General features: G+C 58.3%; 11 protein-coding genes. 2 read left to right on the top strand and 9 right to left on the bottom strand.

All coding sequences use genetic code 11. The annotated features are described in order from the left end of the window. Window positions 1-6: 6 nt before the first annotated feature. Window positions 7-828, bottom strand: coding sequence for a 3-methyl-2-oxobutanoate hydroxymethyltransferase (gene panB / locus U2949_RS08490; RefSeq protein WP_009456821.1), 822 nt, complete (start codon window positions 826-828; stop codon window positions 7-9). 301 nt (window positions 829-1,129) lie between these two features. Between panB and U2949_RS08495 the strand changes: the two genes are divergently transcribed. Next, window positions 1,130-1,984, top strand: coding sequence for an aldo/keto reductase (locus U2949_RS08495; protein ID WP_022983645.1), 855 nt, complete (start codon window positions 1,130-1,132; stop codon window positions 1,982-1,984). Here U2949_RS08495 and U2949_RS08500 read toward each other — a convergent pair. Next, on the bottom strand, window positions 1,981-3,396 hold the full coding sequence (locus U2949_RS08500; protein WP_321287163.1) for an MFS transporter: 1,416 nt from the start codon (window positions 3,394-3,396) through the stop codon (window positions 1,981-1,983). The two genes, U2949_RS08495 and U2949_RS08500, sit on opposite strands and share 4 nt — an antisense overlap. 127 nt (window positions 3,397-3,523) lie before the next feature. After that, the gene (gene acnA, locus U2949_RS08505; protein ID WP_321287165.1) at window positions 3,524-6,277 is read right to left on the bottom strand and encodes an aconitate hydratase AcnA; all 2,754 of its coding nucleotides are present in this window, start codon (window positions 6,275-6,277) and stop codon (window positions 3,524-3,526) included. Between the two features lie 267 nt (window positions 6,278-6,544). Between acnA and U2949_RS08510 the strand changes: the two genes are divergently transcribed. Beyond that, entirely contained in the window at window positions 6,545-8,134 is a 1,590-nt protein-coding gene (locus tag U2949_RS08510; protein ID WP_257722904.1) for a sensor domain-containing diguanylate cyclase, read from the top strand. Here U2949_RS08510 and U2949_RS08515 read toward each other — a convergent pair. The 6 genes from U2949_RS08515 to U2949_RS08540 form a co-directional block, all read right to left on the bottom strand. Then, window positions 8,131-8,979, bottom strand: a complete 849-nt coding sequence (locus U2949_RS08515) for a putative RNA methyltransferase (RefSeq protein ID WP_257722903.1) — start codon at window positions 8,977-8,979, stop codon at window positions 8,131-8,133. The genes U2949_RS08510 and U2949_RS08515 overlap by 4 nt on opposite strands. Window positions 8,980-9,059: 80 nt before the next feature. Then, window positions 9,060-9,863 (bottom strand): N-formylglutamate deformylase, encoded by an 804-nt coding sequence (gene hutG, locus U2949_RS08520; protein ID WP_257722902.1) that lies wholly within the window; start codon window positions 9,861-9,863, stop codon window positions 9,060-9,062. 29 nt (window positions 9,864-9,892) lie between these two features. Next, window positions 9,893-10,717 (bottom strand): carbon-nitrogen hydrolase family protein, encoded by an 825-nt coding sequence (locus U2949_RS08525; RefSeq protein ID WP_026483610.1) that lies wholly within the window; start codon window positions 10,715-10,717, stop codon window positions 9,893-9,895. A gap of 22 nt (window positions 10,718-10,739) precedes the next feature. Next, complete coding sequence (locus tag U2949_RS08530) at window positions 10,740-11,585, bottom strand: serine hydrolase (protein WP_026483609.1); 846 nt, start codon at window positions 11,583-11,585, stop codon at window positions 10,740-10,742. A gap of 19 nt (window positions 11,586-11,604) precedes the next feature. Continuing rightward, window positions 11,605-13,017 (bottom strand): hypothetical protein, encoded by a 1,413-nt coding sequence (locus U2949_RS08535; protein WP_026483608.1) that lies wholly within the window; start codon window positions 13,015-13,017, stop codon window positions 11,605-11,607. 121 nt (window positions 13,018-13,138) lie between these two features. Then, a complete protein-coding gene (locus U2949_RS08540) occupies window positions 13,139-14,623 on the bottom strand; it encodes an N-acyl-D-amino-acid deacylase family protein (RefSeq protein WP_321287169.1) in 1,485 nt (494 codons plus the stop codon). Between the last annotated feature and the right edge of the window lie 37 nt (window positions 14,624-14,660).

A 14,660-nucleotide genomic window follows, 5' to 3' on the forward strand; every position in this document is an offset into this window, starting at 1 on the left:
GCCGGACTAGCGTTTCACACCGAAACATTGATCCAGCGTGGGGAAAGAACCATCACGCACTTCAGCCGCGTATTGACCGGCTGCCTGGGAGATCAAGGCGCCCACATCCGCGTAAGGTTTGGCGAATTTGGGGATCTTGCCATTGGTCAGACCCAGAATGTCTTCCGTCACCAGAACCTGGCCATCGCATGCGGGGGAAGCACCGATACCGATGGTCGGAATGGCGATGGTTTCAGTAATACGGCGACCCAGACCTTCTGCCACCCCTTCCAGCACCACACCCCAGGCACCCGCCTGTGCGTGAGCCACCGCGTCCTCCAGCACGCGCTGGGCAGCTGCATCTGTCATGCCTTGAGCCTTGTAACCGCCCATGGTGTTGACGTACTGGGGCATCAAACCCACGTGTGCCAGCACGGGCACGCCGCGCTCGACCAGGAAGCGCGTGGTTTCAGCCATGGCCTGACCACCCTCCAGCTTCACCGATTGGGCACCGCTGATGGCGAGCATACGCGATGCATTGGCAAATGCCTGCTGGGGTGATTCCTGATAGCTGCCAAACGGCATATCCACGACAATACAAGCATGTTGAGTCGCACGCACCACGGCAGCAGCATGGGCCGCCATCATATCGACCGTAATGCTTAAGGTATCGGGCATGGCATAGCCCACCATAGCGGTCGAATCGCCCACCAGAATCATATCCAGGTGCTCGTCCAGCATACGTGCGATAGGCGCGATGTAGGCTGTCAATGAAGCAATTTTTTGTTTGCCCTTGCAGGCGATCAAGGCGGGTACGCTAACGCGGACCTGCGTGGTATGTACGCTCATACTTACTCCAGCTGGAATCCCATAGAGCTAAAGCTTATATGGGATTATGAATGATGCAGATTGCAACATCTTAAGAAAAAATCCAGTCGACGCCTCTATAATCGCCGCAGGACAAAAAACAATAAGCTAATTTCCTGCCTACGTACAAGCTTCGCGTGTCCACCCCATGCGGATTCAGGTCCTTTTAAGGACTTTTGCTTTGACACCGCCTGTACTCTAGAGCCCGATCGTTCCCAATGCGCGGTGGTTTCATCAGCCATGTCCTGGCTGTTTTGCCGTGCACTCAACCGAGGAGAGACCTATGTCGACTACCCCCCCAACAATCACCTTCCACGACGATAACCGTGCGCCACAACTGGGCATGGGCGTGTGGCAGGTACCTGCCGAGCAAACGGCCGATGTGGTGTGCAGTGGCATCGAAGCAGGCTACCGCCTGATCGATACCGCCGCCATCTACGGTAACGAGGCCGAGGTGGGCCAAGGGATTCGTCAGTCCAAGGTGCCACGCGAAGAGCTGTTTGTGACCACCAAGCTGTGGAATGACATGCATGGCCACGACAACACCCGTGCTGGCTTTGAAGAAAGCATGGACAAGCTGCAGCTGGATTATGTGGATCTGTACCTGATTCACTGGCCCGTGCCCAAGAACCGCCAGTACATCCAGACTTGGGAGACACTGATCAATCTGCGCAATGAAGGTCGTGTGAAGTCGATTGGTGTGTGCAACTTCCTGCCCCAGCACCTGCAAACCTTGCTGGACAAGACAGGCGTGCTGCCCGTACTGAACCAGATTGAGTTGCACCCCGGCTTTCAGCAGGCGGAATCGCGTCATTACCACGAAGACCACGCCATCCAGACCCAAGCCTGGAGCCCGCTGGGATTGGGCACGCTGTGGGACAACCCGGTGTTGAACAAGATTGCCAAGGAACATGGCCGTTCCGTGGCGCAAATCATGCTGCGCTGGCAGATTCAGCTGGGCAATATGGTGATTACCAAGTCCAACTCCCCCGAGCGCCAGCGGGACAATATGGACATTTTCAGCTTTGAGCTAAGCGAAGCCGATATGGCCGCCATTGCCAGCCTGGATCAGGCCGACGGCCGTCTTGGCCCGGATCCAGAGCTGTTCCGCCTGCCCAAAAGCACCGTCCAGGACTAAGCCTTGGGGCGCACCCGACGCGCAGGCCCGGACAAGAAGGCTGCAAGAAGGGGCGCCAGGGCAAACAACCACAGCAGAGCCTGCGCCGACTGGCGTGCGCCCTGCACCCCACCGGGGTTCACAAAGCCCGAGGCTGTCGTGATGATTCCTGCCAAGGCCGCACCCAATGCCATCGTGAACAACTGCAAGGTGGTAATGGCGGCCGAGGCAATATTCTCCTGCCCCTTGGGCGCGGAATGAAATACCCGCGTCAGCAAATGCGGCCAGGCCAGGCCAATTCCCACTCCGACTCCCAATAAAGACAGGTACAAGGCCCAGGAATAATCCACGCCTTCACTCAAACCCTCCAACGGGATAAAGACACCCAGCGCAACCAGAGACAGGCCCGACAATACAGGCCCGGCAATAATCATGCGATCCCCGGTTTTCAGCCCCCGGCTGGAGCTGGCAATAGAACCCAGGGTCCAGCCGCCTGACATCAAGGCCGTCAGATAGCCTGCCTTCAGCGGGCTCATGTGGTGGATGATCTGCAGGAAATAGGGAATGAAAATTTCCGTTGCCACGGCCACGCTGACCAGACCAATACCGGCATACAGGCTGCCCAAGGCCGTGCTGACGGAGTAAGTGCCCTGCGGAAACAGGCGGCTGGTGGACTTGCTGTCGGCACGCGCCATCAAATAAACCAGAACAGCCCCGCCCAGCACACCGGCCAGATTGATCATCCAGGACGTAGACAGGCTACCCGCCGACATGACCAGCACAGAAGCGGTCAGCAGCAATACCTTGCCCAAAGTGGAACCGGATTTACGGGTTTCAGGCGCACGCGCATCGCGCAATTGCGTCCAGACCAGAATAGCCAGCAAAGCAGCGCAAGGAAGGACACTCCAGAAAGCCAGACGCCACTGTCCCATCTGGGCAAAGACCCCACCAATCGCCGGGCCCGACAAAGTTGCTACGCCCCACATGCTGGACACCAAGGCCATGACGCGCGGCCAAAGTCGCTCTTCAAATACCAGCCGGATCGAAGAATAGCTCAGACCCAGCAGCAAGCCGCCACCCAAACCTTGAATCGTGCGGGCAAAGAGCAGGAAAGGCATGGAAGGCGCTGCCGCGCACAGAGTCGTGCCAATGGCAAAGAACAGCAAGGACATCAAGAAGCTGTGCCGCAGACCCAGTTTTTCCAGAACTTGTGGCGACAGGGCCGAGCCCAGAATCGAGGCCACCACGAACAAGGTCGTATTCCAGGCGTAGTATTCCAGCCCGCCAATATCCTCCACCACCGAAGGCAGGATCGTGGTCGCCACGTACACGTTGATCGCATGAACGGCCACGCCCCCGGCCAAGGCCAGTGAGCGCAAGCCATTACGACCAGACAGGAGTTCAGACCAAGATGCTTCTTGGGTATTTGCCATTTTTCTTTATCCAAACAAAAAGCCGGCAACAGTGCCGGCCCTTCAAACACAGCAGTGCGCCAGTTGCACAGGGCACAACTGACGCACTGTTGGGCGTGCATGCACACGCCTGGGCCTGCTACGGGGCTTACGCCTTCAACAAGCCCCGCAAAACGTACTGCATGATACCGCCGTGACGGTAGTAATGCGCTTCGCTAGGCGTATCAATTCGGACCAGGGCCTCGAACTCGATATCGCCCGCACGCACTTTGACCTTCTCGGGAATCTTGTCCTGATTCAGGGCGGTAATGCCTTCGATATCAAAGACTTCATTCCCCGCCAGGCCCAAGGTTTCGGCGTTTTGACCGGCTGGGAACTGCAAAGGCATCACGCCCATGCCCAGCAGGTTGCTGCGGTGAATACGCTCGTAGGACTCGGCAATGACGGCACGCACGCCCAAGAGCACCGTGCCTTTGGCCGCCCAGTCACGCGAAGAGCCCGAACCGTATTCCTTGCCGGCCAGAATCACCAGCGGGACAGCGGCATTCAAGTAATTGCGCGAGGCATCGTAAATCGTGGCCACTGGTGCGCCATCTTGCGTGAAGTCGCGTGTATAGCCGCCTTCTGTACCCGGAGCCAATTGGTTGCGCAGACGCACGTTGGCGAAAGTGCCGCGAATCATGACTTCATGGTTACCACGACGCGAACCGTAGGAGTTGAAATCCTGCGGTTTGACGTCGTGATCCATCAAGTACGTTGCCGCAGGCGAGGTACGCGCAATCGAACCGGCGGGACTGATGTGGTCGGTTGTCACCGAATCGCCCAGCTTGGCCAGCACGCGCGCACCGCGAATGTCCGAGACGGGGCTTGGATCGCGCATCAGATCAATGAAGTAAGGCGGTTTGCGCACGTAGGTGGAATCATCCTGCCACTCGAAACGATCCCCTTTGGGGGTAGGCAGAGAGCGCCAACGCTCGTCACCGGCGAACACATCGGCATAACCATCACGGTACATATCCGAGGCAATCGCCTTGCTGATCACATCCTGCACTTCAGCGGCAGACGGCCAGATGTCTTTCAGGAATACATCCTTGCCATCGCTGCCCTGCCCCAAAGGCTCGTGGTACAGGTCAATATCCATGGTGCCCGCCAAGGCGTAGGCGACCACCAGCGGTGGCGACATCAGGTAGTTCATCTTCACTTCGGGGTGAATACGGCCCTCGAAGTTGCGGTTACCGGACAGCGTGGACACCACGGCCAGATCGTTCTGGTTAATGGCCTGGCTGACTTCCGGAATCAAAGGACCAGAGTTACCGATACAAGTGGTGCACCCGTAGCCAACCAGATCAAAACCCAGCTTGTCCAGATAGGAAGTCAGGCCTGCACGCTGGTAGTAGTCCGTGACCACGCGCGACCCGGGGGCCAGACTGGTTTTCACCCAAGGCTTGCGGCTCAAGCCCTTTTCCACGGCTTTCTTGGCCAGCAGACCGGCGGCCATCATGACGCTGGGATTGGAGGTATTGGTACACGAAGTAATCGCGGCAATGACGACCGAGCCATGATCCAGCGTGCACTTGCTGCCATCGGCCAGCGTAAACTCCACCGCCGCTTTCCGGGGTGCTGGCGGTTTGTGCGAAGGCACGTCCGAGGCGGGGAAGCTTTCTTCCACGGCCTCATCGTAGGTCGCTACATCGTCGCCCAGCAAGTCGCGCACAGCGGTACGGAATGCAGGTTTGGACGAGGACAGCGCAATGCGGTCCTGGGGACGCTTGGGACCAGCAATCGAAGGAACAACGGTGGACAGATCCAGCTCCAGGCGCTCGGAATAACGAGGCTCGTGCTGAGGATCGTGCCACAGGCCCTGGGCCTTGGCGTAGGCGCGCACCAGTTCGATCTGCTCTTTGCTGCGGCCCGTCAGCTCCATATAACGCAGGGTTTCCTCGTCAATCGGGAACATGGAGATGGTGGAGCCGTATTCAGGGCTCATATTGCCGATAGTGGCACGGTTGGCCAAAGGCACAGCGCTGACGCCGGGGCCGTAGAACTCTACAAACTTGCCGACCACCCCATGCTGACGCAGCATATCGGTAATCGTCAGCACCAGGTCGGTCGCGGTGGTGCCTTCAGGCATTTGACCGGTCAGCTTGAAACCCACGACACGGGGAATCAGCATGGAAATGGGTTGACCCAGCATGGCGGCTTCGGCCTCGATACCGCCTACGCCCCAGGCCACCACGCCCAGACCGTTCACCATAGGCGTGTGCGAGTCCGTGCCCACACAGGTATCGGGATACGCCAGCTGACGGCCTTGTTCATCGCGCGTAAAGACCACGCGGGCCAAATGTTCCAGGTTCACCTGGTGAACAATACCGGTGCCCGGTGGCACGACCTTGAAGTTATCAAAAGCACTTTGGCCCCAGCGCAGGAACTGATAGCGCTCCATATTGCGCTCGTATTCGATTTCCACGTTGCGTTCAAACGAGCTGGGCTTGCCAAAGTCATCCACGATCACCGAGTGGTCAATAACCAGCTCCACCGGTGCCAGGGGGTTGATTTTCTGCGGGTCACCGCCCAAGGCCTGCATGGCTTCACGCATGGCGGCCAGGTCCACAACGGCTGGAACACCAGTAAAGTCCTGCAGCACAACGCGTGCGGGGGTAAAGGCGATTTCACGATCGGGCTCGGCAGCAGGGTCCCAGGCGGCCAGGGCGCGAATATCATCGGCCGTGACATCGCCACCATCTTCGGTGCGCAGCAAGTTTTCCAGCAGGATCTTCAAGCCATAAGGCAGGCTGGCAACATCCAGGCCATCTCCACGAACCGCATCTAACCGATAGTAGTCGTAGGACTGCCCGCCGACATCCAACTGGTGCAAAGCCTTAAAACTATCTACGCTTTTCATATCGGGATCTCCATGGAAAAGTGCCGGCCGATACCATCCAATCTACCCAGCCAGCGATACACATGTGGTAACTGTCTATTGGTCTAGACCATTCCATATCTTACACTCTGGCGTAATCCCCTGCCCTGCGCCGCGTCCCTCCTGTGGCCTTGGGTCACACCTCCTCAAACTCGGAAACATTCTTTACGTATAATGTTTTAGGCGTCTTACGACCGTCTGTTCGGCCTCCCCCGCCCCTCCCTTTACTTCGAGCATTCGCCCATCCTCATGTTTTTTGTTGATCTGCGCCGGCTGATTCTCCTGCTGGCGACTGCCAGCAGTCTGCTGACCATGGGCTACACCTTGTATGGAGCCTATTCAGCGGAACGTTCCTTGCTGATCGAGCAAGCTCTGGAAAAGAACCGCGCCTACGCGTTGAAACTGGCCAGCAGCACCGATGCCTTCATCGCCAATTTGCAACAGCAACTTCGTTATAGCGCCAACGAACTCTCCCGTTCCCTGAACCAGGGCAACGAGCCCATGCTACGTGACGAAGTCAGGCGCCTGAAAGAACAAAACAACAGCTTTAACTCGGTTTTGATTCTGAATACCGAGGGCCGGGTTCTGGCCAATGCTCCCCAACAGCTCAACCTGCTTGGCACGACACTGCGGGGGGAAGGCACGCAACTGGCACTGAAAACCAGGAAACCCGTGGTCAGCCCACCCTATCTGTCCGCCACCGGGCGCTTGCTGATCTTCCTGTCGCACCCGATTTTTGATGCAGAAGGCAATTACAAAGGCCTGGTAGGTGGTTCCATCTACCTGCACGAGCCCAATAGCCTGAACGCCTTGCTGGGCGAGCACTTTTACCGTGATGGTTCTTACATTTATGTAGTTGACCAGCACAAACGGCTGATTTTTCACCGTGACGTCGCCCGGATTGGCGAAGTCATACACGGCAACCCGGCCATTGACGCTGTCAGCCAGGGCGAGAGTGACGCCCTGTCCCTGCGCAACGTGAAGGGCGTAGACATGCTGGCCGGTTTCGCGCCCAGCAACGATGTGAAATGGGGAGTCGTAGTGCAAAGCCCCACCAAAGTGGTGCTGGATGAATTAACAGTCCTGCTGGGCAAGGTACTGCGCAATTCCATCCCCTTTTTCCTGGCCGTGCAGATCCTGATCTGGATGTTGGCCATGCTGATCGCCAAACCTTTGCGACAACTGGCTCGCCAGGCTCCGCACCTGGACTCAGCCAAGGCCAGTTCGCGCATCGAGCAAGTTCACGCCTGGTATTTTGAGTCCCGCCAGATCAAGCTGGCCATGTTACTGGGTTTGAAGCGCGTCAATCGCAAAATGGGCGTCATGGATGTGGAGCGCAATACCGACCCGCTGACCGGTCTGAATAACCGCCGGGGTATGGCTGTTGTGCTGCAACAATGGAAGGAAACGGACACCCCCTTTTCCTTACTGACGGTGGATATTGACCACTTCAAACGCGTGAACGACACCTACGGGCACGATGTGGGCGATCTGGTGCTGAGCTTTCTGGCCGACACCATGCGAGCCTGTACCCGCGATACCGATCTGATCTGTCGGGTCGGGGGTGAAGAGTTCTGTATTTTCCTGCCCGATCAGGATATAGACCAGGCCGTGCAACTGGCCGAGCGCCTGCGCATTCTGATCAGCGAAACCAATAGCCCAACTGGCTCGCCCATTACGATTTCCATTGGGCTGGCGCACTGGCCCTTGCATGCCCGAGAACACAGCACGGTGTTGAAACTGGCGGACGAAGCGCTTTACAAGGCCAAGCGCAATGGACGCAACCGCGTAGAAATTTGCGACCCTGCCGCCAGCGACGCTCAGAGCAGATCAGCTTAAAGACGACGCAAGACCTTGATACGCACATCCACCTGAAGATCCAGGCTCGTCAATTGACGAGCCTGCTCCAGCCCTTGCGCGCTGGCCCGGAACAAATGCGGCGTCATCAAGAGCAGATCGGCAATTTGCTCTTGTGAATCAAGGCTGATCTGACAACGAACACGTTCAACAGCTTCCAGACTGAAACCGGCCGGGGACTGCGGAGTCTCGTCCTTATCGGCTTTCAAGGTCGGATAAATAATGCGGCGCAGTTCCAGCAAATGGTCTGGCCCCGCTTCCACCTGCACCCAGATACCGCCCGGCTTCAACGCCCGCAAGAACTCCTCGGGCACGGCAAAACCAAACATGCACAGCAAGGCATCCAAAGCACCATCCGGCACGGGCAATTGAGCATTGCTACCCACCAGCCAACGTATGTCCGAGGAACTGCGCGCCGCTGCCATGACGGCCCACTTGGAAATATCCAGACCAATCAGGGCCAACTGCCCATCCTGATCCTGCTGACGCAAATAACGCGGGTAATAGCCTTCGCCACAGCCCGCATCCAGACAGGCATAAGGCGCCTCCCCTTCCAGGCCATCCATCAAGGCACGCCACACGCCGGCGGCGATAGGCTCATACACCCCGGACTCCAGATAACGACGACGTGCGGCCACCATTTCCTTGCTGTCGCCCGGATCGCGTGAGCGCTTGTTTTGTACAGGAAGCAGATTGATATAGCCCTGGCTGGCCGTATCGAAACAATGGCCCGAGGGGCAGCGCCAGCTGGGAGCCTCAAACGAGAGCGGCAAGCCGTCCAAAGGACAGCACAGTTTCTCGAACAGGGGCGGGGAAAGGTCAGACATGAATGAATCGCTCTACGGCCACCGTGGCCAAGGCGATAGTGTAGCGCCCCGGCCTGTCTGTGCCGGGGCTCAGGATGAATTTACGACTCGGTCGCAAAGGCCAGCGCGTCGCGCAGCAAGGCCTCGATCAGGGGCTGGATGTTACGGGCCGCCTCTTCCTTGTACTCAAAGGGCCACTGCTCTTCCATATAGCAGCACTGTGCCATTTCCAGCTGCACAGCATGGATGTTCTGCTCGGGACGGCCATAGTGGCGGGTAATGTAGCCACCTTTGAAACGACCATTCAACACGCTGCTGTAATCTTTGTTGGCCGAGGCGGTTTTCATCAGACGTTCGCTCAAGGCTGGATCGCAACTCTGACCATTGGCGGTCCCGAAATTCAGATCCGGCAGACGGCCTTCAAAAAAGCGCGGCACGACCGAACGAATCGAATGCGCATCCCACAGGACCACACGGCCATGCAGGGCCAGCAAACGCGTCAGCTCTTCTTCCAGCTTCTGGTGATACGGCAACCAGATGGTCTCGCGACGCTGGGCAACCTCACGCTCGTCCGGCTCCTGGCCAGGCTGGTAGATGGGTTCATCGCCAAACGTGTCCACGGGACACAGGCTGGTGACACTTTGACCGGGATACAGGCTGGCATTGTCCGGCGGGCGGTTCTGATCCACCACAAAACGCGAATATGTCGCCACCAGCACGGACGCACCCAAGTTTTGGGCACATTCATACAAGCGTGGAATATGCCAATCCGTATCCGGCACCTGACGCGCTGACTCCGTAAAACGCGCCAGCAAGTCCGAAGGCACGTAGGTGCCCGAGTGGGGCATGGAAATCAACAAGGGGGCAGTGCCCGGATAAAACTCAAAGGCAGCAGGTACGGTCATGGCAGACTCCAGTCTGTTTCAGCACACAATCAAGAAGGAATAGGATACAGATCACCCCGGCGGTGCTGCCAGGCCGGAAGTGACTCACGCATGCGCTGCACGCGAGCGGGGTCAAGATCGGCGCAGATATAGCCTGGATGATCAGGCATACAGGCCAATACGGTGCCCCAAGGGTCAATAATCATGCTGCGGCCCAGGCAAGGCATGGCAGGACCGGGACCGCCGATCTGCGCGGCGGCCAGCACGTAACACTGATTTTCAATGGCTCGGGCCCGCAACAGCACTTCCCAGTGGTCACGGCCGGTATGCACATTAAAGGCAGCCGGCACTACCAGCACATTTGCGCCACGGGCACGCAAAGTACGAAACAGCTCGGCAAAGCGCATGTCGTAGCAAATGCTCAGGCCCAGATTCAGATCCCCGACCTGCACATTTTGCAGATGCTGGCCGTGGCAGAAATCGTCGGACTCGCGGTATTCCAGGCCGTTCACCACCGCATCGTACAAATGCACTTTGCGGTATTGCGCCACGATCTCGCCCTCTGGAGAGAACGTCACGCTCGTGTTGCCCAGCCGATGATCATCAGGACGACGCTCGTGCATGGAACCCAGATGAATCCAGGCACCGGTACGGCGCGCCAGGCTGGCCATGTGATCCGTCACCAGACCCGGAATAGGCGTGGCGTTTTGCTGCAACCATTCCGTATCACCACGTACATCGCTGTACTCGGGGGTCACAATCAATTGTGCCCCGTCCTTGGCGGCAGCCAGCACCCAATGTTCCAGCTGGTCCAGATTGGTTTGGCGGTCACGGCCGCTATCGAGTTGAACCAGGGCAACACGTGTCGTAGACATACTTTTATCCATTCGGACCGGCTCAGTACTGCAGGGCGCGGGCCGTTTCCAAGGCCAGACGGGACAAGACACCCGCCCCCTGGCCACCGTATAGAGAGGTGCTGGTGCGGCCATCGGTAAAGCCATCGGCCATCACAGCCAGCACCACACTGCGTTCGCCCATCGTCAAGATACCGGCGTCGTGACGCAAGCCGGGCAAGGAGCCGGTCTTGTGAGCCAGTTGAGCGATAGAAGGCAAAATTGCCGCAAAGTGACCTCGTTCGCGCTGATCGGCCAGCATGTCCAGCCCCTGCTGACGCAGGTTTTCGGGCAAGGCAGGCGAATGCAACAGGTACAGCAAGGTCGAGCAGGCATCCTGAACGGTCGTCCAGTTGTCTTTACCGGCCTCGCGCGCCTTCATGTCCATCATGTGGCGCTGCAAATCCGTATGCTGCAAACCGGCCTGGGCGCTCCAGGCGTTGATGTTATCCATGCCCAGCAAGTCGATCAGGGCATTGGTGGCGACGTTATCGCTCAGGATAATCATCAGCAGGGCCAGCTCGCGCAGGCTCAGGCTGGGCACGCCGGGCAGTTGGCTCAAGATGCCGGTGCCAGGGGTACGGTCGCCCTCGGGCAGAGGGTAAACCGTATCCAGCGATAGCTTGCCCTGGGCAACTTGCTCGAGCAGGCACAGGAGCATGGGCGTTTTGATCAGGCTGGCCGAGGGCATGACGCGCTGCGCATGCCACTCGAACAAGGAGGTACCGTCGGTAGCGTAGACCGCCATCGAAATACGGGCGGACTCCTGGGTCAGCAAAGGCTCCAGTCGTTCCTGCAGGCGCTCACGAACCAGTGGCGCATCCAGCAACTCGCTTCCTAAGGTAAACATACACACTCTCCTTCAGTACTCAGACCAAAATCATGAACAGACCGGCGAACATCAACAAGTTGATGATCATGACCGCCCAGCCGTTATACAACATGTATTTGAGCTGAGTGGAACGCGCCAGGCCCATCTGGCCGAACATGTCCGAAGAAGGGAAAGGACCAAACCAGTCAATCTGCGAGCTGCCCAGAATAACGGCAGCGGTAGCTGCAGGGCCCACACCAGCCGCAGCCAGAACGGGGCCAAAAATCTTGGCAGTAAAGGTCATCTGCGCGACGGCCGCACCCGGTATGTGACCGACCACGTTAAAGGCCACAATCAACATGCACAGCACGGCGCCACTAATACCCACCAGATACGGTTGTACCGAATCCAGCAAGGCGTGATAGGCGTTCAACTGATCCACCAGCACCAGCACCGGGTTGAACAGCCAGAACAGGAAGAAAATCCAGATCAGCTTGCCCGCACCGGCATACATGGCCTGCAAAATTTCACGTGGGTTCATGCCACCGGCCAGACCGGTTGCTGCACCCAGGGACACCATCACGATAATGGCGTAAGCAAAGCCGGCTTTGGAGGCGATACCCACTGCAGCCAGACCCACGATGGTGATGCAGAAGGCCCAGGCAGCACGCACAGCCTTGGGCGAAGCCTTGGCGTTCACGTCAAAAGCAGCCTGACCTTGGGAGGCTTCTTCGTACTGGAAATGATCCTTGGTCATCTTCTGAATACGACCGGACATGAACCAGCCCGTCAGCAAGGTAGCAGCGGCCATGGGCAGACCGGCAACCAGCAGGTAATCGGTGTAGCTCAGGCCAGTCAGACCCGTGACGGTCACCACGTTAGGGGTGAATGGGCCCAGCACCAGACCGGCGGAACCGGCGCTTTGGAACAAGGCAGCCACAGCGGGAGGGGACAGACGTACGGCCGCAGCAATTGGAATCACCACCGCAGCAATAATGGCGTTACCGCCAGCCAGCGTACCCAGAGCGCCACAGATCAGGGTGGAGGCCACCATGATGCCCAGACGCACACGCACCGGATTGGACAAGCCAATACGCTTCACAATGGCTCGCACCAATTGCTCGGCAGCACCTGTACGGGCGGCCACTTCACCCACCCCGGCGCCCAGCACAATAATCAAACCCACAACCGCAATAAACGAGCCCAGGGACTCGGCCAGCAGTTTGCCCATGGCAATGGGCGTCGTACTGGTCATGATGGCACCCAATACAATCGCACCAATCGTGGCCAGAACAATATCCACACCCAACAAGGCGATAAGCGCAAACACCACTACCGGCGTCAAGCCCCACAGGGAGCTTTCACCCGGCATGTAAAAGTGGGTGTACAAGGCAATCGCCATGCCAATTAAAAACACCACCATGGCAGCATTGCGCTTGCCCGTTGGCATTTGTTGCTGAATGACACTCATGTCGTCTCCTTAACGATCCTTCCTGGCCAGTTTTCAAAAACCGGCCTGCATGTGATGCAATCGCCCTGCCCTGGTTGACCACCCCAGATCACGGCGACTGTTTTCTTGTCCGACGCGCCGCTTATAGCGGGATAATCGGCGCATCCAGGCTTTGTGCCTGAGCGGCAAAGGCGCGATCAAGCACCTGGCCGGGCCGCTGCTCCGGGGCAACAGGGTGAACCTGTACGCCATTCACAAACACGGTCTGCACACCTTGAGACGGTAAGGTGGGCTCTTCCCAGGTGGCGCAATCTTGCACCGTTTCGGGATTAAACACCACCAGATCCGCCCAGGCGCCGACTTGCAACACGCCGCGGTTTTCAAGCCCGAAGACCGAGGCAGGCATGGCGGTCATTTTGGCAACCGCCTGCTCCAGGGACATCAGGCCATCTTCGCGTACGTACCGCCCTAAAATGCGCGTGAAACTCCCCCACAAACGAGGGTGGGGATGCGCATCCGCAGGCAATCCGTCCGAGCCCACCATGCAACATGGGTGGCTGAAAATGCGCTGGACTTCTTTCTCGTCCATCGCAAAATAAATCGCGCCAGCAGGCAGCAAACGCCGTGCGGCAGTTTCCCGGTCGCAGCCCCACTGCTCGGCAATCTCGGCCAGATACAGGCCATTGCACTCGGGGTGAGGCTCGGACCAGGTAATACGAATCTGGTCTATAGTGTGGGCGCGCTCGGGGATCAGGATCGTGGAGCTGCCCGAATAGGGATAAATATCCAGGGTGGCCTGCACGCCATCAGCGCGGGCCCGATCAATATTGGCCAAGGTATGGCTGCTGCGGCCCCAGTTGGCCGGCATCATGCACTTGTGGTGCGACACCAGGGTGGCGCACTGCGTCTGGCGGCCTACCGCCAGCACTTCTTCTACCGACTCCTGCACTGTGTCGCCTTCATTGCGAATATGGCTGGTGTGCAAGGAGCCCTTGGAAGCGGCAACACGGGCCAGACCTTCCAGTTCGGCCGGCTCGGCCATGCAGCCGGGCTCGTAAGCCAGGCCGGTACTAAAGCCCACGGCGCCTTCTTCCAAGGCCTTGGCCAGCAAGGCTTCCATGGCCTTTTGTTCATCGGCATTCGGCTGGGACAAGGGGTCCTGCATCACGGCCATGCGCAGATTCGCGTGACCGACCAGAGCCGCCACGTTGATCATGGGCTTGAGGTTTCGCACGGCTTGCACGTACTGCGCCATGTCTGCAAACAAGGGAGAATCGCCCAGCAAGGCCAAAGCCGCTGCCGAGTTGCCAGGCAAAGGAGCCGGGAAAGCGCTGACGCCACAATTGCCGACCACAACCGTCGTAATGCCCTGGCTGGTTTTCCAGTCCAGAACAGGCCGCTCGATGAACATCAAATCATCATGGCCGTGAGTATCAATAAATCCAGGAGCCACCACATGGCCGCTGGCGTCCACCGATTGATCGGCGTGCCAGGCGCTCAAGTCGCCCACGGCGACAATCCGTCCTTCTCGAATACCCACATCACCACGCCAACGCGGGGTGGCCAAGCCATCAATAATCCAGCCATTGCTGATCTTGACGTCCAGCCTGCGGTCGTCTGTCTGCATCTACGTCTCCACTAACCCTCCCACAAAAAGGGGAGTT

This window comes from Alcaligenes phenolicus (genome assembly GCF_032063905.1).
Taxonomy (GTDB): Bacteria; Pseudomonadota; Gammaproteobacteria; order Burkholderiales; family Burkholderiaceae_B; genus Alcaligenes; species Alcaligenes phenolicus.